General features: G+C 34.9%; 17 protein-coding genes and 1 riboswitch. Of the genes, 3 read left to right on the plus strand and 14 right to left on the minus strand.

Annotated elements, in window-relative coordinates; genetic code table 11:
• Positions 1-167: 167 nt before the first annotated feature.
• The 4 genes from LDP15_RS04175 to LDP15_RS04190 form a co-directional block, all read right to left on the minus strand.
• On the minus strand, positions 168-458 hold the full coding sequence (locus LDP15_RS04175) for an NAD(P)H-binding protein (protein WP_370632356.1): 291 nt from the start codon (positions 456-458) through the stop codon (positions 168-170).
• The gene (locus LDP15_RS04180; protein WP_255596450.1) at positions 442-804 is read right to left on the minus strand and encodes an NAD(P)H-binding protein; all 363 of its coding nucleotides are present in this window, start codon (positions 802-804) and stop codon (positions 442-444) included. Before LDP15_RS04180 ends, LDP15_RS04175 begins: the two co-directional genes overlap by 17 nt.
• A gap of 66 nt (positions 805-870) precedes the next feature.
• Complete coding sequence (gene lepA, locus LDP15_RS04185) at positions 871-2,694, minus strand: translation elongation factor 4 (RefSeq protein ID WP_015426317.1); 1,824 nt, start codon at positions 2,692-2,694, stop codon at positions 871-873.
• Between the two features lie 275 nt (positions 2,695-2,969).
• A complete protein-coding gene (locus tag LDP15_RS04190) occupies positions 2,970-3,635 on the minus strand; it encodes an acetolactate decarboxylase (protein ID WP_012897719.1) in 666 nt (221 codons plus the stop codon).
• Positions 3,636-3,745: 110 nt separating this feature from the next.
• Between LDP15_RS04190 and murT the strand changes: the two genes are divergently transcribed.
• Positions 3,746-5,122 (plus strand): lipid II isoglutaminyl synthase subunit MurT, encoded by a 1,377-nt coding sequence (gene murT, locus LDP15_RS04195; RefSeq protein WP_015426316.1) that lies wholly within the window; start codon positions 3,746-3,748, stop codon positions 5,120-5,122.
• The gene (gene gatD / locus LDP15_RS04200) at positions 5,123-5,908 is read left to right on the plus strand and encodes a lipid II isoglutaminyl synthase subunit GatD (protein WP_010905760.1); all 786 of its coding nucleotides are present in this window, start codon (positions 5,123-5,125) and stop codon (positions 5,906-5,908) included. It abuts the gene before it with no gap.
• Positions 5,909-6,036: 128 nt separating this feature from the next.
• Here the strand turns inward: gatD and LDP15_RS04205 are convergent, their stop codons facing one another.
• The 5 genes from LDP15_RS04205 to LDP15_RS04225 form a co-directional block, all read right to left on the minus strand.
• Positions 6,037-8,718, minus strand: coding sequence for an FtsX-like permease family protein (locus LDP15_RS04205; RefSeq protein WP_015426315.1), 2,682 nt, complete (start codon positions 8,716-8,718; stop codon positions 6,037-6,039).
• A gap of 3 nt (positions 8,719-8,721) precedes the next feature.
• Positions 8,722-9,423, minus strand: coding sequence for an ABC transporter ATP-binding protein (locus LDP15_RS04210; protein ID WP_058218607.1), 702 nt, complete (start codon positions 9,421-9,423; stop codon positions 8,722-8,724).
• Between the two features lie 128 nt (positions 9,424-9,551).
• A complete protein-coding gene (gene nadE, locus LDP15_RS04215; protein ID WP_015426314.1) occupies positions 9,552-10,376 on the minus strand; it encodes an ammonia-dependent NAD(+) synthetase in 825 nt (274 codons plus the stop codon).
• A gap of 60 nt (positions 10,377-10,436) precedes the next feature.
• On the minus strand, positions 10,437-10,925 hold the full coding sequence (locus LDP15_RS04220) for a GNAT family N-acetyltransferase (protein WP_015426313.1): 489 nt from the start codon (positions 10,923-10,925) through the stop codon (positions 10,437-10,439).
• Positions 10,922-12,394 carry a nicotinate phosphoribosyltransferase gene (locus tag LDP15_RS04225; RefSeq protein ID WP_021722509.1) on the minus strand — a complete coding sequence of 491 codons (1,473 nt, stop codon included), beginning with the start codon at positions 12,392-12,394 and terminating at the stop codon, positions 10,922-10,924. The genes LDP15_RS04220 and LDP15_RS04225 overlap by 4 nt, the downstream gene beginning before the upstream one ends.
• 539 nt (positions 12,395-12,933) lie before the next feature.
• On the opposite strand from LDP15_RS04225, the gene LDP15_RS04230 reads away from it, so the two are divergent.
• Positions 12,934-13,521 (plus strand): nicotinate-nucleotide adenylyltransferase, encoded by a 588-nt coding sequence (locus tag LDP15_RS04230; RefSeq protein ID WP_015426310.1) that lies wholly within the window; start codon positions 12,934-12,936, stop codon positions 13,519-13,521.
• Positions 13,522-13,543: 22 nt separating this feature from the next.
• On the opposite strand, the gene LDP15_RS04235 is transcribed toward LDP15_RS04230, so the two are convergent.
• The 5 genes from LDP15_RS04235 to LDP15_RS04255 form a co-directional block, all read right to left on the minus strand.
• Complete coding sequence (locus tag LDP15_RS04235; RefSeq protein WP_015426309.1) at positions 13,544-14,755, minus strand: voltage-gated chloride channel family protein; 1,212 nt, start codon at positions 14,753-14,755, stop codon at positions 13,544-13,546.
• A gap of 91 nt (positions 14,756-14,846) precedes the next feature.
• Positions 14,847-14,921: riboswitch (Fluoride riboswitch) on the minus strand.
• A 43-nt stretch (positions 14,922-14,964) separates the two neighbouring features.
• Positions 14,965-15,207, minus strand: a complete 243-nt coding sequence (locus tag LDP15_RS04240) for a DUF896 domain-containing protein (protein ID WP_004255340.1) — start codon at positions 15,205-15,207, stop codon at positions 14,965-14,967.
• 110 nt (positions 15,208-15,317) lie between these two features.
• A complete protein-coding gene (gene glyS / locus LDP15_RS04245) occupies positions 15,318-17,339 on the minus strand; it encodes a glycine--tRNA ligase subunit beta (protein WP_015426308.1) in 2,022 nt (673 codons plus the stop codon).
• Positions 17,339-18,292: a glycine--tRNA ligase subunit alpha gene (glyQ, locus tag LDP15_RS04250; protein WP_003130667.1), complete on the minus strand. Its 954-nt coding sequence runs from the start codon at positions 18,290-18,292 to the stop codon at positions 17,339-17,341. Before glyQ ends, glyS begins: the two co-directional genes overlap by 1 nt.
• Positions 18,293-18,577: 285 nt before the next feature.
• On the minus strand, positions 18,578-19,324 hold the full coding sequence (locus LDP15_RS04255) for a bifunctional metallophosphatase/5'-nucleotidase (RefSeq protein WP_042230284.1): 747 nt from the start codon (positions 19,322-19,324) through the stop codon (positions 18,578-18,580).
• Positions 19,325-19,378: the final 54 nt, after the last annotated feature.

Genomic DNA, 19,378 nt, shown 5'->3' on the forward strand with positions numbered 1-19,378 from the left:
CCTTACGTATTTTTTGAATAAATTGCGGACATTGACAATTTATTGTTTAGCGCTTTCTTTTAAGCGTCATTAAAATTATAAAATATTACAGTCTCTCCTGTCAATTTTTTACTGTAATCAAAAAAGATACTTAAATTTTTAAGTATCTTTTAAATATTAAGAAAAGTTTAAAGACTTTCAAGTGCTTCTTTAATCGGCGTTTTTCCATTGTACATTGAAATGACTTTTCCAATTGAATGATTGGTCATCACTAATTCTTTGATAGTATCTGCTACATCTCCTATCGTGTTACTTGCAGAAACCTCATCATTAATATCAATCAATCCTGTCGCCTCTTCCTCTGTTAATGCTCCAGGTTGAATGATTGTATAATCTAAATTTGTTTCTTTAGTAAGATATAAATCAGCAAAATGTTTAGCAATATAATAATCTTTTAATGCATCAAAGCCAGCACCAATCCATTTTTCTGGTTGAAGAGAAAAAAATTGTACTTAGTAAGATAAATCGTTTAACTTCTGCTTTCTCAGCTGCCTGCATAAGTTTGACAGCCCCATATAAGTCAACCTTCAATAAACTTTTTCCACCTGAGCCTGAAACATTAATAATAGCATCCATTCCATGTAATTGCTTGGCCATTTCCTCTGGTATCCAATCAACATCAAACTGAACGGCTTTTACATTATTATATTGAGGAACTTGCTCAACTTTTCTTGCTCCAGCATAAATTTGATGGTCCGTTGTTGAGAGAGATTTAAGCAAACTTTTACCTACACGTCCTGTACTTCCAACGATAAATATTTTCATTTTTTACCTCTTTTCTACTTCTTTTATTGTAACAAAAAACCACCTTGATGGTGATTTTAAGATGTTTTATTCTTCGTCCATTGAGAGGACAGATAGGAAGGCTTCTTGAGGGACTTCTACTGAACCAATGGCTTTCATTCGTTTTTTACCGGCTTTCTGTTTTTCAAGGAGTTTTCGTTTACGGGAAATATCTCCACCATAACATTTGGCCAATACATTTTTACGAAGAGCTTTAATATCTGAACGGGCAACGATTTTATTTCCGATAGTCGCTTGAATTGGCACTTCAAATTGTTGACGTGGAATGAGTTTTTTAAGTTTTTCAACAATGACTTTTCCGCGTTCAAAGGCAAAGTCTTTGTGGACAATGAAACTTAAGGCATCGACTTTTTCAGCATTTAAGAGAATGTCCATTTTCACAAGATTTGATGGACGATAATCAGAAATCTCATAGTCAAAGCTGGCATAACCTTTAGTTGATGATTTAAGTTTATCAAAGAAATCAAAGACAATTTCACTCAATGGAATATTATATATGATATTGACCCGATTTGCGTCTAAATAATCCATTGTTAGGAAAATTCCACGTTTCCGTTGAGCTAATTCCATAACCGGACCAACGAAATCATTTGGTACCATGATTTGAGCTTTAACAAATGGTTCTTCGATGTTTTCAATGCGCGTAGGATTTGGGAATTCTGATGGGTTGGCTACTTCAAGGGTTTCACCGTCCGTTGTATTGATATGATAAACAACGGATGGCGCGGTCATGATCAAATCAATACCAAATTCACGTTCTAAACGCTCTTGAATGACATCCATATGCAAAAGACCGAGGAAACCACAACGGAATCCGAAACCAAGCGCTTGCGATGTTTCAGGTTCAAAACGAAGACTAGCATCGTTTAATTGAAGTTTTTCTAGGGCTTCGCGCAAGTCATTGAATTTATTTGATTCAATTGGATAAATCCCAGCAAATACCATTGGATTCATTTCTTTATAACCCTTTAGGGCCTCAGTTGCTGGATTTGATGCGAGGGTCACGGTATCTCCGACACGTGTATCCGCAACGGTTTTAATAGATGCTGCTACATAACCAACATCTCCAGCCATCAAGAAATCACGAGAAACAGCTTTTGGCGTGAAAATACCAACTTCTGTGACATCAAATTCTTTACCGTTACTCATCAATTGAATACGGTCCCCAACTTTAAGCGAGCCGTCAATGACCCGAATTTGAAGAATAACGCCTCGATATGCATCATAAACTGAGTCAAAAATCAAAGCCTTGAGCGGAGCGTCAACTTGACCTTGAGGGGCAGGAACTTTCTCAACAATTTGTTCAAGAATTTCTTCAATACCAATCCCAGCTTTGGCTGAAGCAAGAACGGCTTCAGAGGCATCCAAACCAATCACATCTTCAATTTCTTGACGGACCATTTCTGGGTCAGCAGCTGGTAGATCAATTTTATTGATCACTGGTAAAATTTCAAGGTCATTATCCAAAGCAAGATAAACATTTGCAAGGGTTTGGGCTTCGATTCCTTGTGCGGCATCAACAACTAATATTGCTCCCTCACAGGCAGCAAGGCTTCGTGAAACTTCATAAGTAAAATCGACGTGACCTGGGGTATCAATCAAATGGAAAATATAAGTTTCACCATCTTTGGCTTTATAATTTAACTCGATAGCATTTAATTTAATGGTAATTCCGCGTTCACGTTCAAGGTCCATTGAGTCAAGAAGTTGAGCTTGCATTTCTCGTTTTGAAACAGTTTCAGTTTGCTCGAGAATACGGTCAGCAAGTGTTGATTTTCCGTGGTCAATATGGGCGATAATCGAAAAATTACGAATTTTTTCCTTACGCGCGTTCATTTCTTGTAGATTCATTTTGATTCCTTTATAAGAGTTCTAGTGGTTTGAAATATATTTTTTGACCACTGAACTTCCATTTCGCTTTTTTATAACTAAAAATCAGTTAGAATAATTATAGCATATTTTGCAATAAAAAACCGCTCTTATTATGTAGGGAGCGGTTCTGTGAGAGCTATAATTACTTTTATTTTATAGCAAAATATTCTATAAATTACATTTTAATCAAATTACTGACTTCTCAATTGAATAGTAACAAAATTTGAGAAGTCTGTCTTCTATATCAGACAAAATTATTGAAATAAGTGCTGGTCAAAGTTTTCATCATTGTCAGGAAATTCTTGGTCAATTTTGGTTATTTTACCAATTTCAATCTCAAGATTTTCTGTAATGAAATTTTGGACATGTGCGGTAAAAGTTTTATCATCACTGACAAAATGTAAGTGAAAACCAAGACCAAAAAGGTCAGTCAAATGTTTTGGCGCCCAAACTCCAACCATAGTTCCAGAAATATTTTCTTTTGTAAAATAAGGTTGGTCAGCCATAATTTCGTCATAAGGACGAGTGTTATTGGCTGGTTTGCTACTGACTGTCACTTCTTTGAATTGACCAGTCATAACAATAGTATAAGCGGTATTTGCTGTTGGAAATCGCTTGGTCAGTGCTGACAGAAAATCTTCTGAATTACTGACAGAGCTGTCAGTAAATTTTGCGATTGGCTGATGTTCGACCATTGCCACATAAGGCATTGTCTCATCTTCTTCAACTAATCGGACATGATTTTCTGAGTCCCCGTGATAAGCGATTCCATTGATAATGGTCACTTCTCCATTTGCAGTATCAAGTGTGCCGATACCGACTGATCCGTGTTCTAGTGCTTCTTTGAGGGTAATCGTTCCCTTGTAAAAACCACTAGAAAGTGTCGTAAAAGTATTGTGTTGGAATATTCTGCTATTCATAATGATATTATTTTATCACTTTTTTTTGTTAGTAGTATCAAATATGTTTTATAAATTTTTTTTCAAATTTTATAGAGCAAAAAATCCCTGTATTTGGTATAATATTGCTTATGACAATAAAAACTTCATTTGCAAAGTTTGCTGGTAATTCATCGCGCTTTGTCTTGGAAAAATTTTTCAAGCGCGGTTCAACTTTACCAGGAAAAATTGCTTTAAAATTTGATCCTGAAATTCTTAAATCACTGACAAAAAATTATGAAATCATTGTTGTGACTGGGACAAATGGAAAAACATTGACCACAGCACTGACCGTGGGAATTCTAGAAAAGGCTTTTGGACCAGTTGTAACAAATCCAACTGGGGCCAATATGATTACGGGGATTGTATCAACTTTTCTCAAAGCTCCCAAAGCTGGAGGCGACCGAAAAGGGAGCGTTCAGGCGGCGAATGGGAAGAAATTTGCTGTTCTTGAGATTGATGAAGCGAGTTTGCCAAAAATCACTGAATATATCAAACCTTCGTTATTTGTGTTTACTAATATTTTCCGTGACCAAATGGACCGCTATGGCGAGATTTATACAACTTATGACTTTATTGTCAAGGGTGCGGCAAATAGTCCTAAAGGTACGGTTTTGTTAAATGGCGATAGTCCACTTTTCAACTCAAAAAAATTAGTTAATCCTGTAAAATACTATGGTTTCAACCATGAAAGCCATGAACCTACTCATGCTCATTACAATACTGAGGGGATTGTTTGTCCCGTTTGTCATCATATTTTGGCTTACAAGATGAATACCTATGCTAACTTAGGAAATTATATCTGTGAAAATTGTGGCTTTAGTCGTCCAGAATTAGATTATCAGCTGACAGAATTATCAGAGATTACAAATACTTCTTCTAAATTTGTAATTGATGGGACAGATTATAAAATTAATGTTGGCGGACTTTATAATATTTATAATGCTCTTGCTGCTGTATCTGTTGCTGAATATTTTAATGTGCCAAAAGAAACAATTGCGGCTGGTTTTGAACTTTCTAAAGCAGTATTTGGTCGTCAAGAAACGCTTGAAATTGACGGAAAAAAAGTAACCATTGTTTTGATTAAAAATCCAGTAGGTGCTAATCAAGCCCTTGAAATGATGAAATTAGCCAATTATCCTTTCACTTTAGTTAGCCTTTTAAATGCCAATTATGCTGACGGAATTGACACAAGTTGGATTTGGGATGCTAATTTTGAATTAATTAATGATATGGAAATTGACCAAATTATCACAGGTGGTGTTCGTTCATCTGAAATGGCTAGAAGAATGCGTGTGACAGGATTTAATGCCGAAAATATTTCTGAACGCAAGGAACTTTCAGAAGTTTTAGAGGCAATTAAAGAGAGTCCAAAAGAGCATGTTTACATTTTGGCAACTTACACTGCCATGTTACAAATGCGTGAATTATTGGCTGAGGGTCATTATCTTGGAAAGGAAATGCGTTAAATGGCTTATATCTCTTTAAAATCAAATCTTGAAAATCCAAAGTATTCCCTCAATGTGGCTCATCTTTATGGTGATTTAATGAATACTTATGGTGATAATGGAAATATTCTCATGCTCAAGTATGTCGGAGAAAAATTAGGGGCAGAGATGACCTTCAATATCGTTTCTTTAGGTGATACTTTTGCAAAAGAAGATTATGACCTTGTTTTCTGGGGTGGTGGTCAAGATTATGAGCAAGAAATTATTGCTGACCAATCATTGATTGACTTGTCAGCACCTTTAAAAGATTACATTGAATCTGAAAAACCACTTCTTGCAATTTGCGGTGGTTATCAAATGCTCGGTCAGTACTATGTTAATTCCGAAGGGACAAAAATTCAAGGAACGGGAATTCTTGGACATTATACTGAAAATTTACGAACTGACCGTTTTATTGGTGATATTGAAACTCACAATGAAGAATTTGGTGAAACATATTATGGTTTTGAAAACCATTCAGGAATTACCTATCTGTCTGATGACGAAAAGCCACTAGGAACCGTCGTTTACGGTGGTGGAAATAATCCAGATGATCAAACTGAAGGTTTAATTTACAAAAATACTTTTGGAACTTATTTCCATGGGCCAATTCTTTCAAGAAATGCACGACTAGCTTATCGTTTGGTGACTACTGCTCTTTACCAAAAATATGGGGAAGAAATTCAACTCCCTGCTTTTGAAGAGATTTTAGCTGACGAAGATAAAGGCCAACAAATTGGGGACCTCAAACGTAAAGTTGAAAAATAATAAAAAAATTACTGATGAAATTTTTGTCAGAGGATAGCCGTTAGTGTCTTTAGCACTTATGGATATCCTCGAATTTTCATCAGTAATTTTTTTATTTCTTAAAAAGCTGTCAGTAAAATTTTTAATGATTAATCTACTGATTTCAAAGCCCCAAGCATATCCACGGCTTTTAATTTGAAATGAACAACAATAGCTAGCAAAAGAGTAGTCGCAAAAGTAATTGCTGCCGATAATAAAAGATTTGTCCAAAGTAATCCCGGTGCAAACATAATTTGGTCAGCTGACAATTGGTTCATAATAACCTGATGGAAATAATCCCCCAAAACAAAACCAACCAGAATTCCTAAAAAGCTTAATAAAATCGTTTCCCGATAAATATAAAGTGTGACTTCACGGTCATAAAATCCTAAAACTTTGATTGTGGCTAATTCGCGAATTCTCTCGGAAACATTGATATTTGTTAAATTATAGATGACAACAATCGCAAGTAAAATGGCACAAGTAATCAAAACAATCATGACACTATTAATGCCATACATAAAGGATTCAATCACCTTTTTGAGGTCACTATTTTGTGAAACTGCTTGAATTCCGTCTTCTTGCATAAATTGAGCTGACATTTTTTGAATATTATTTGTAGACGCATTTTTCAACTTAATCAATTGGGCATTTGCCACAAAATCTTTTTTAAAAACATTTTGGTAAACCGATTGATTCATGAAAATATAATGGCCCATATACATTTCAGTAATTGCTGCTACTTTTATCTTATGAGGCTGATTTTCACTATCTTTTAGTGTCAGAGAATCACCAACTTTAAGGTCTAAAAGTTCAGCAAATTTTTCTGAAAGGACTGCTCCAGAGTTATTTAATTCAATTTTTTGACTATTTTTACGAGATTTTAAGCTAATGTATTTTGATAAATCATCAGAACGATTTGTCGCAATTAAGTTAACCTCTTGTTTTTCTAATTTGCCACTGGCTTCTTTTGTCAAATTTTCAAAGGCAATCGGCAAATAATTCTCAATTTCTGATGAGGCTAATTCTTTATCTATTTCTTCTTTTTCTTTGTCATTTACTTTATTTTTTTCAATAGTAATCATGTCATAGTGCAAAATTTGACCAAATTGTTTATTTGATAAACCAGAAATAGAATCTCGAATTCCAAATCCCATGACAAGTAAAGCGGTACAGCCAGCGACACCAAAGATAGTCATTAACATTCTCTTTTTATAACGAAATAGATTTCGAGCCGTCACTTTATAAGTAAAACTCATTCTTTTCCAAATAAAATTAATTTTCTCTAAAAGAATCCGTGAGCCTGCTTTTGGTACTTTTGCTAAAAAGAGACTGGCTGGTACTTCTTTTAGTTCCATTCGGACAACCCAATATGCTGGCAAAAGACTACAAGCTATAGCTATCGCAAAAGCAACTATTGTCCATAAAGGAGAGAATGTTAACCGTAAATTGCTAAAGGTAGATGAAGCTGTGTAAGCATTAAATACCGCTATCGGCAAAAAGGTATGTCCAATAATTGTTCCTACTAAAGCTCCTAAACCGCTAGAAACTAATCCATAAACCATAAATTTCTTACGAATGTCACGGTTTGAATATCCCAAAGCCTTCAGTAACCCAAGATTTCCTCGCTCTTCTTCCACAAAACGAGTCATTGTTGTCAAACTCACTAATAAAGCAATCGCAAAAAGGACTACTGGAAAAATATTTGAAAGACTGTCAATTCTTGTTGAGTCATCTAAAAATGTCTTATACCCCGGATTTCCTTCTTTACGATTATTAATTTGATAAGTCGGTTTTTCAAGCTGGTTTAGGGCTGTTTCCTGCTTTGCAAGCTCTGCTTTAGCTTTAGCAATCTTTTCTTTTCCATCATTAATTTGATTTTGGCCTGCATTGATTTGCTCAATCGCTTGAGCGGATGCATTTTCCCCAATTTGATTCTTTTGAGCGATTAATTGATTTTCTTGCTGAGTGAGTTGATTTTCTTCCTCAACTATTTGACTTTTCGCTTCATTAATCTGTTTTTCTGGGGCTGTTTTCAGTGCTGCCAAACGTTTTTCTGGTTGATTCTTAAAAGTATTTTCTAAGGTTTTTTGTTCAGTTTTTAAACGGCTATCATATTTGCTATCAAAAATGGAGATATTTTGTAAGTTTTTATAGGATAGGCGAGCAATCATATAAACATCAGAATCAAAGGCTTCCTTGGTAACAAGCGCATACCCATTAAGTTTACCCGTTCCGACTGTCGTTGAACCAAAATCACTTTTATCGACATATTCACTTGATTTCACAAATCCAACAATTTTAAAGGAATGATTTTTTATTAAATCAGAATCCTTAGATTTGGGAGGGGTAAAATCAATGGTTTGTCCTATTTTATATTGTCCGTCATATAAATAATCTAAAGCAATTTCTGAATCTTTTTGAGGCAACTTGCCTGACATTAACTCATAAGTTGACAATTCATCTGGTTTAGAAAATAAACGCAGACTGTTTTCTTTTCCTTTGATTACCAAATCTTGAAAATAGCCAAATTCTGCTTTTTTTACGCCCTTGGTTTCGTTAATTAATTGCTGGTCAGAATGGTCCAAGCCCAAAGTTGAAGTTAGCGTCAAATCTGCTAAATGATGTTGAGCATAAAAATCTTCCGCTGTCCTTCTCATATCGGGTCCAGAAACTTTTAGTCCGACAAAAGCGAAAGTCCCTAACAACATCAAGGAAAAAATAGAAATAAAGCGACCTAATGAACCCGTAATTGACCTGCGAATTTCTTTATTTAAAGTTTTTTTTCGCATAGCTTACCACTCAATTCTATCGATATCTTCTGGTTGGCTATTATTATCAATTTGTTTAATTTTTCCATCATGCATTTGAATGACACGGTTGGCAATTGCAGCAATTGCAGCATTATGCGTGACAATAATAACTGTTTTTCCTTCTTTTCTGGCCATATCTTGAAGAATTTTCAAGATTTGTTTTCCTGTATGATAATCTAAGGCACCGGTTGGTTCATCACAAAGCAAGATTTTTGGATTTTTGGCTATGGCACGCGCAATCGCTACTCTTTGCTGCTCGCCACCAGAAAGTTGCGAAGGAAAATTATGAAGCCGATGTTCCAGACCGACACTTTTCAGCACTTCTTTAGCATCAAGAGCATTTTCGACAATTTCAGAAGCTAATTCAACATTTTCTAGTGCTGTCAAATTATTGACAAGATTATAAAATTGAAAAACGAAACCAACGGCATAACGTCGGTAGGTAATCAATTCTTTGTTTGAAAAATTAGAGATTTTTTCCTCATCAATAATAACCTCTCCCTCATCATTTGTATCCATTCCTCCTAAAATATTTAGGACTGTCGATTTACCTGCCCCAGAGGAACCTAAAATGACAGCCAATTCTCCTTTTTCAATTTCAAAATTTACTTGGTCATTGGCATAAATCTTCTCTTGTCCTGATTGGTAGATTTTAGACTCATTAATCACTTCAATAAATGTCATCTTATCCCTCCTTTTTTTGTAAACGTTTTAGTTAATTATATCATAATTACATTTTACTTCTTATTCAAGTCCTCATCATTTTTAATAAAAAAATTACTGACAGAAATCCTGTCAGTAACTTTTTGTTTTTATTTCCAAAAATCATCAAAAACGCTAATTGGTAAGTGACGTTTATGTTGTGTTTTATTCCACCATGCTTCGATTTTAGCCTTAGCATCCTCAGAAATCACTTTACCTTCTGTGTAGTCATCAATATCATTGTAAGTCACACCTAATGCAATCTCGTCAGCAAGTCCTGGTTTTCCTTCTTCAAGGTCTGCAGTCGGAACTTTTTCATAAATGGCTGGGTCAGCGCCAAGTTCAGCCAAGAGTGCTTTTCCTTGACGTTTATTCAAGCGGAAAAGTGGAAGCAAGTCTGCTCCACCATCACCAAATTTTGTGAAAAATCCAGTTATATTTTCTGCTGCATGGTCTGTTCCAAGAACCGCTCCTTGATATTGACCAGCCACAGCATACTGAGTAATCATACGTTGACGTGCCTTAATATTTCCTTTGTTGAAATCTGATACTTCAATTCCAGCTTCATTGAGGGCTGCCACTTGTCCTTCAACAGCAGCTTTAATATTTACAGTCAAACTGACATCGGGTTGAATGAAAGCAAGCGCACGTTGGGCATCTTCTTCATCAGCTTGAACACCATATGGCAGGCGAATTGCTACAAATTTATAAGTCTCATCAGAAGTTTCTTGACGCATTTCTTCGATAGCAATTTGAGCCAGACGACCTGCTAAACTAGAATCTTGACCACCAGAAATCCCTAATACAAAAGACTTAATGAAAGGATATTTTTTTAGATAATCTTTCAAAAAATCAACTGACACCCTAATTTCTTCTTTAGGATCAATGACTGGTTTCACACCAAGTTCTTTAATAATTTCATCTTGTAATGTCATTTTATCTTCCTTTTACTGACAGTTTCTATATTTTACTGACAGCTCTGTCATTAACTATTTTTAATCTAAAATTTTACTCATATAGAATTCATCAATGTATTTTCCATCAACACACATTGCCTCACGGCGAACGCCTTCTATTGTGAATCCATGTTTTTGAAAAAGGGCAATCGCAGCATAGTTATTAATCATTACCGTTAATTCTAAACGTTTTACTGCTTTTTCTTTTGCCCATCTTTCTAATTCCTCAAAAAGTTGAGAACCAATTCCTTGGTGTTGAAATTCTTTAATAATTCCTACAACAACATAGGCCGTATTTCTAATTCGATTAGCATTTCCTCTTTTGGCTGACAGAAATCCAACAAATTTTCCATCAACATCAGCACCAACTAAAAAATCAAAACGTGAAATTCGACCAATTGTTCGGCTAAAATCAAATCTTCGCTCCTCTGGTTCAAGCATCATGAACTTACTTTCTGTATCCAATTGCTTTTGGACATCCCAGAAAAGTCTTGCATCACAGAGGTCTATTCGTCTTATTCTCATCATTCATCATCCAATCTCGTCATTGATACTGTTGTACGCACCTGTGAAATTAGGCGCATTTTATGATTCCATAATTCTTGTGACAAATCTACTGGGTAAGGTTGAGGATTCAAATCACGTTTATATTCATCCCAAAGTTCCTCAAGGTTTTCACGAGCAAATTCTTTAATTTCTTGCAAGCTTGGTAATTCATATATCAATTCACCATCCACAAAAATATCTTTCAAAAGTGGATTAGCATTGAAGTCTCGCACATTTTTATTGATGTAGGTATAAAGTGGGTGGAACATGTAAATTTCTTCTGCTACATCTGGACGTTCATCAGAAAATGTAATATAATCCCCCTCTGATTTGCCATCTGCTTTTTTTGTGATTCGCCAAACTTGTTTTTTACCTGGTGTAGAAACTTTTTCAGCATTACTTGAAAGTTTAATGGTATCCTGCATTTGACCACTTTCATCTTCCATAGATACTAATTTATAAACTGCACCAAGCGCTGGCTGATCATAAGCAGTAATTAATTTAGTTCCAACTCCCCAAACATCAATTTTTGCTTTTTGCATTTTTAAACTTAAAATTGTGTTTTCATCTAAATCATTTGAAGCGTAGATTTTTGCATCAGTAAATCCTGCTTCATCAAGTTGCTGACGAACTTTTTTCGAGATATAGGCCATATCTCCAGAATCAATTCGTACACCTTGGAAATTAATTTTATCGCCAAATTCACGCGCCACTTTAATCGCTGAAGGAACTCCAACTCTTAAAGTATCATAAGTATCAACAAGGAAGACACAATCTTTATGTGTCTGTGCGTATGCTTTAAAAGCCTCATAATCATTCCCATAAGATTGAACCAAAGCATGAGCATGTGTTCCACTAGCCTTCAAACCAAAGATTTTAGCTGCACGAACGTTTGATGTCGCATCAGCACCACCAATGATTGCTGCTCGTGTTCCCCAAATGGCTGCATCCATTTCTTGAGCGCGTCTTGTCCCAAATTCCAACAAAGGGTCATCCCCAATTACAGATTTGATACGAGCAGCTTTAGTAGCAATCAAAGTTTGGAAATTTATAATATTAAGAATAGCTGTTTCGACCAACTGACATTCCGCAAGCGAACCTTCAACCTGCACTAAAGGTTCATTAGCAAAAGCAAGTTGTCCTTCTTGCATCGCTCTAACTGTTCCTGTAAAACGCAATTCTTTTAAATAATTTAGAAAATCTTCCGGATAATCTAATTCACGCAAATAGGCAATATCTGTTTCCGAGAATTTAAGGTTCTTTAAATAATCAACCATTCTTTCTAAACCAGCAAAAACAGCATAACCATTTTTAAAGGGCATCTCACGGAAAAAAACCTCAAAGACCGCCTGACGCTGATGTCGTCCAAGCTCAAAGTAAGTTTGCATCATATTAATTTGATATAAGTCCGTATGTAATGTAAGACTGTCGTCTTGATATAGATGTGGCATAATTTTTTCTCCCATATTCACTTCCGCTAATCATACCGATTTTAACGCAATTCTAATCTTTATTTTATCAAATTTTGCCCTAAATTTGTACTGGGAACCCTTTATAATTATACAATAAATTATAATTTAAATTTCGCCATGTATTTTATGTAAAACTAGTCAATTTTTTGCTCCACTTATGTTTTTTGTACTACAATAGAAGTAATGGAGAAAGGAGAGGATTATGATTAGTTATCTAAAGAAACTACTTAAACAAAATGATAGTGTAAGAATCCACTTAATAGACGGAAGTGTCGTCTCTGCCTTACATTTCAAGAAAGGTTACAGCAACGGAAATTGCCTTGTAATTGATGAGGATAACACCGAGCATTATATTAACAGTAGATACATTGTCCAAATCGAATCTTAAATTAAAGAACTCCCTTGAGGAGTTTTTCTTTAGTCTTATAGATTGCGATGAGCTATGGTACAATATAAATTGACTGATTCAAAATATTGGTAGATTAAATAATTTCAAAAATTAAGGAGAAAGCCCCCTTATGAATAAAGGGAACAGAAAAAAAGTAGGTCTATTAGGAGGAAATTTTAATCCAATTCATCATGCTCATTTAATGATGGCTGACCAAGTTGCCCAACAAATGAATTTGGATAAAGTATTACTAATGCCTGAAAATATTCCACCTCATGTCGATGAAAAAGAAACCATTTCTGCAAAACATCGAGTTAAAATGCTTGAGTTAGCAATCAAAGAAAATCCTAGACTCGGTCTTGAGTTGATTGAAATTGAACGTGGAGGAAAATCTTACAGTTATGACACGCTCAAACTCCTGACTGAAGCTAATCCTGATACCGATTATTATTTCATTATTGGTAGCGACATGGTGGAATATCTTCCCAAATGGTACAAAATTGATGAACTCCTAAAACTTGTGACATTCATTGCCTTAAGAAGAACGGATACAATCTCCAAAAGTCCTTATCCTGTTACTTGGCTTGATGCTCCCTTGTTACCAATTTCTAGTACAATGCTAAGGGAAATGTTTGCCAAAAATATTGAACCCACTTACTTCTTACCTCAAAACGTTATTGATTACATTAAAACTGAAAAATTATATAAAAAAAGATGACCCAGAGAGGTCATCTTTTTGTTTAAACTTCCAAATTTAGAACTTCTTGCGCATAAATGGATGAATTTCCATTCAAAACGTAGGCAATTGTCATAATTGGTAGGATATATTGAACCGAACCAAAGCCAAAGACCTCCGCAGCAATAAAAATTGGGCCAAAATAAGAGTTTGTTGCGGCTGAAAAAATTGAAACATAACCCGCAGCAGCCACAAATTCGACAGGTAAACCAAAGAGCATAGCCAAAGCTGCACCCAATGTTGAGCCAATAGCAAAGAGTGGTGTGACTTCCCCACCTTGGAATCCAGCAGAAATAGATAAAACCGTAAAGATTAATTTTAATATCCAATCATATCCATTGATATGTCCACCGTTAAAACTTAAAGAAATCAAATTTGTCCCAAGACCAGCATAACGGTCCAAATGAATAACAAGTAAACCAATTGAGATGACAATTCCCATCAAAATAATTCTATAATAAGGATTAACAATTCTTTTAGCGACGGTTGCTTTCATAAAAGCTAAAGATTCCGCAAAAAATCTTCCTACAAGTCCAAAACAAACGGCAATGACAGCCAATTTTAATAGAACCAAAGGGTCAATATGAATGTTAGTATTGATTGCGAAAGAAAATTTTTCTAATCCCAAACTGCTTGAAGTCCAACTTGCAACATATGAACCAACCAAAGCTGGGATTAAAGCTCTATACTCAATTTTACCCAACATTAAAATTTCAATAGCAAAGAAAGTTGCCGCGATTGGCGTTTGAAAGAGCCCTGCAAAACCAGCAGCCATACCAGTAATCAAAAGTATTTTTTTAGCTTCTTTTGCTGAGAGTTTTTTACCAATCGCATGTCCAATCACACCACCAATTTGAACTGCAACTCCTTCACGACCAACACTGGCACCAAACAAATGAGAAAGCCAAGTCGAGAAAACAATCAGCGGAACAAGACGTTTTGGAATATCTTCTCGCCCATGATTCCCCGCTTCAAAAATTAGGCCCATTCCTTTTTGGCTGTCTTTACCAAAATTCTTATAAATATAAACGATTAAGAGACCGGCTAAGGTTAAAAATGGAATTAAATATAGGGCATGACTATCTCTAAATTCAGTAATATAGATAAGCCCTCGACCAAATATAGCATCAACAATACCAATTAAGCCCCCAATAATTACAGCTAAGAAGACATATAAAATTGCGCTTCTTGAAATTCCTACTTTAAAAAAATTCATTTTTGAAACTCCTTGTTTGTGAGTTTAACTCACTTTATAATATTTTACAAAACAAAAGGCGCTACAAACAAGACTACTTGGAGATAGCCTTTTGTTTGTAGGCGCCATTAGTTTTAAGATTTTATTCTTAAAGCGGTTTCGGGTGTGCACCATACCCATCATTATTAATATTTATTTTAACATTTTATGAAATATTTACAAGAAAAAGCTCAGTCGCGCATCCCATTCTTACGTTGAATTTCTTTAAGTTTATCCGGAGTAACATCTTCTCCTGTTTTTTCATCAATAACTTTGATGGTTTCAACTTGTGAGCGGAAATTTGCTTTAACACTATCGAGGTAAGCACGACGTAAAAGGGCTTGTTCTTCAAGCTCAGCTTCTGATAATCCTTCTGCTTTTTTCTTACGCGCTAATTCATTAATACGTTCTACTTGTTCATTTGTAATTGCCATTTCTTAGTTCCTTTCTTCGTGAATATTTTTAAAATTACTGACAGAACTCAAATTTTACTGACAGCTTTTTAGAGTCATAAATAAACTTTCTGTCAGTAAATTTATCAATTTTATTTTGTATTAATCAAAGAAAAATCAGCCATAACGCTTGTTAATGCAACAACTTCTGACAACAACGCAATACGATTATCACGAACTGCTAAATCTTCAGCCATAACCATTACACTCTCAAAGAAAGTTTCAATTGCAGGTGCAAGTGAATGAACAATTGCTCTGAATTTTTCTTCACCAGGCATATAAGTCCATTGATTTTGAAGAGAAATAACAACATTATAAAGTGCTTCTTCTGCATCTTCTTCAAAAAGTGTTGGATTTATTTCTTTAATATCTTTTGCTTTTTTAACCAAATTAATTGAACGTGAAACATTTTCAATTGCTGGTTTAAAAGGTTCGTGAAGTTTGTGCCCATCAATGACAAAAGCCGATTCCATCATGTTTGTAATATCAAAGCTTGAACTATTAATTGCCGCTTCAACAATATCATGACGATCGAGTTTTTCAAGCAAGAGTTTTTGAATACGTGCTTTGACAAAATCCAAAATTTCAAGATGATTTTCACCTTCAAATTGGTCAATAAATAAAGATAAATCGAAATGCCAATTCATTTTTTCAATAATACGAATCAAGCCTTGTACTGCTCGACGTAGGGCGTAAGGGTCATTTGAACCAGAAGGAATTAAACCAACATTAAAGAAAGAAAGGACTGAATCAATTTTGTCAGCTGCTGCAAGCACAGAACCAACTTTTGTTTCAGGCAATTCTCCCTCGGCTGAAGTTGGCATATAATGTTCACGAATTGCTGCAGAAACATTTGCATTTTCACCAGCTAAAAGCGCATATTTTTCACCCATTACCCCTTGTAATTCATCAAATTCTCCAACCATTCCTGTCAAAAGGTCAAATTTATAAATTTCAGCACTACGGGCAACGTCTCTTTTTTCTTCATCTGTCAAACCAGCAATATCAGCTAACTTAGCGGCTATTTCTTTTGTTCGCGCCATGTGTTCAGTAATTGAACCAATTTTAGCATGGAAAGTTACTTTAGCAAGTTTAGCGACCAAATCTTCAATTTTAAGTTTTTGGTCTTCTTTCCAGAAAAACTCTGCATCTTCAAGACGAGCAACCAAAACTTTTTCATTTCCGAGCACGACATTTTCAATATTTTCAGCGTTCCCATTACGGACAGAGATAAAGTTTGGTGCGAGTTGACCTTCTTGGTTATAAACTTCAAAATAACGTTGATTATCACGCATTGATGTCACTAAAACTTCTGCTGGAACAGAAAGATATTTAGGATCAAATGAACCAACAAAGGCAGTTGGATATTCAACAATATTATTTACTTCTTCTAATAAATCTTTATGCAAAGTAACTTGCCATTTATTTTCAGACGCAAGAGCCAAAATTTGAGCTGAAATTTCTGCTTTACGATGTTCAGCATCAACTAAAACAAAGTTTTCTGGCATTTTGCTAGCATAATCATTTGCATTTTTGAGTTCAACCTCAACATTTGCCAAGAAACGATGGCCCCGTGAAAAACGATTTGCTGTTACGTCCAATAAATCAAAAGCAACAACTTTATCTTCTAGAAGTGAAACAATCCATTGAATTGGACGAACAAAGAGAAAATCATTATTTCCCCATTTCATATAAGTTGAGAATGTCATTTTTGCGATGACTTCATCGCCAACTTTAGACAGAATTTCTTCTGCTTTTACTCCGTCAATATGTTTTTTAGCATAATAATAATCACCCTTAAGGATTAAATCATCTGGAGTAGCTCCTTGTCCTCTTGAGAAACCTTGAATCGCTTTTGACCAATTCCCTTGCGCATCTTTAGCAATTTTAGCAGATGGACCTTTAACTTCTTCATCAATCGCTTCTGACGCTTCTGCCAAACCTTCAACAATAATTGCTAAACGACGTGGAGTTGAAAATTTAATAATTTTATCAAATTCTAAACGATTTTCTTTAAGAAAAGTTTCCATTCTTTCGGCTAATTGATTGATTGAAGGAGTCACCAAATGTGCTGGAATTTCTTCCAAACCAATTTCAAGTAAGTAATTTGTCATTATTTTTCTTCTCCTTCTACAATCTTAGTATATTTTCCTTTTTTACCAAGGTATTTTTCACGCAACGCTTCATCTTTTAAGAGCGGGAAACCAAGTTTTGCACGTTCTTCAATGAAAGTTTTTGCTACCTTACGTGCCATTGTACGAACGCGATGCATATAGCCTGCACGCTCAGTTACAGAAACTGCTCCACGTGCATCAAGTAAATTGAAGGTATGTGAAGATTTCAAAATATAATCATAAGCTGGGTGAACCAAGCCTTTATCTAATAAATCAAGCGCTTCTTGTTCATATTCTCCAAAAAGTTTAAGTAAAAGCTCTTGGTTTGATTCTTCAAAGGCAAATTTAGAATGTTCGTATTCAGGTTCTTTGAAAATATCTCCGTAAGCTACGCCATTCCCCCATTCAAGGTCATAAACAGAATCAACCTCTTGAATAACTGTCGCAATACGTTCCAAACCATAAGTGATTTCTGAAGTTACGGAATCAACTTCTATTCCTCCAACTTGTTGGAAATAAGTAAATTGAGTACATTCTTGCCCATCAATCCAAACTTCCCATCCAATACCGGCACATCCCATTGAAGGATTTTCCCAGTTATCTTCAACAAAGCGAATGTCATGTTCTAAAGCATCAATTCCAAGTTCAGCTAAACTTTGAAGATAAAGTTCTTGGATATTTTTTGGAGATGGTTTTAATACAACTTGGAATTGGTGGTGTTGGAACAACCGATTTGGGTTTTCACCATAACGACCGTCAGCAGGACGACGTGAAGGTTGCACATAGGCGGCTCCCCAAGGTTCAGGTCCGTTTGAACGCAAGAAAGTGTAAGGGCTCATTGTTCCTGCTCCTACTTCATTATCATAAGCTTGCATCAAGTTTGCCCCTTGTTTAGACCAAAAGCCTTGTAGGGTCAAGATAATATCTTGAAATGCTAGTTTTTTATTTGCCATTATTTTCCTCCGAAATTCAAAAAACCGCAATTCACACACTCATCAATCCTCGAAAAAATCCGAAAAGAGACAAAGGGTGCAAATGCACGGTTCCACCTTTATTTTTTACTTTATTTGTGTTCATTACAGTTTTAAGTTAAGCCATTATTGTTCTCGAACTTTCACTATCTTCGAGTCGCTACCTATAAATTCTAGCTCTATTTTCCCGTTTTGTCAAGGCAAAATAAACTGATGACCTTAGTTCTGTCTTATTTGGTATCAATTTTCTGGTTTTATCTATCATATTCAAACATAATTATTTTCTTGAATAAAAAGTAAATTGCCTTCATCATCAATATTGATTTCAGATTCTATAAGAGAATAGTTATCAGTTTCAGATTGAATAATGAGTGTATTTCCACATTTTTCAACTTTTTTTCCTGATGTCCCTACGGGTTTATCGATAATAATATCAATTTCTAAAAATTCTTGAGCTAACATTTGGTTCATTTCTTCTCCAAGTTGACTTAATAAAATAATAACATCAACTCCAAGATTCTTTAATCTTTTAACTATGAAATCTGCCTTATCAAAAGGGTTAGAAAAGATAGTCTCCGCACTCGGATGTGAGCGATAAACAATATCCATTGTTGTCAAACCAAATATTCCTATTTTCTTACCTGATGTTGTATTTTTTAGGAGATAAGGAATAAATTTTCCTTCTTTTACTAAAGGATTTAAAAGTTTATCATTTTCAAAATTAACATTAGCGGCTAAGATTGGAAAATTTATTTTATTTAGATTTTCCACTATTCCTTTTGAACCCTCATCAAATTGATGACTTCCCAATGTCGTCGCATCAAAAGGAAAGGTATTCAGGAGGTCTTGCTCATCATTTTTGTGCTCAATGTTATTAAAAATGCTATTTCCATCTCCTAAAACTAAAGTTTCTATGACTCTTTTTTTATTCTTTTCTTTGATTTTATTAATTAAAGAAAAATCCTTATCAAGGGTGAGATGAGTATTATTTATATGTAAAATGCTAAGTTTCATTATCACAACCAAACCTATATATAGTATTTAATATCTATATTTTATCACAAAAAG

The organism is Lactococcus sp. SK2-659, assembly GCF_020218185.2.
Lineage (GTDB): Bacteria > Bacillota > Bacilli > Lactobacillales > Streptococcaceae > Lactococcus > Lactococcus lactis.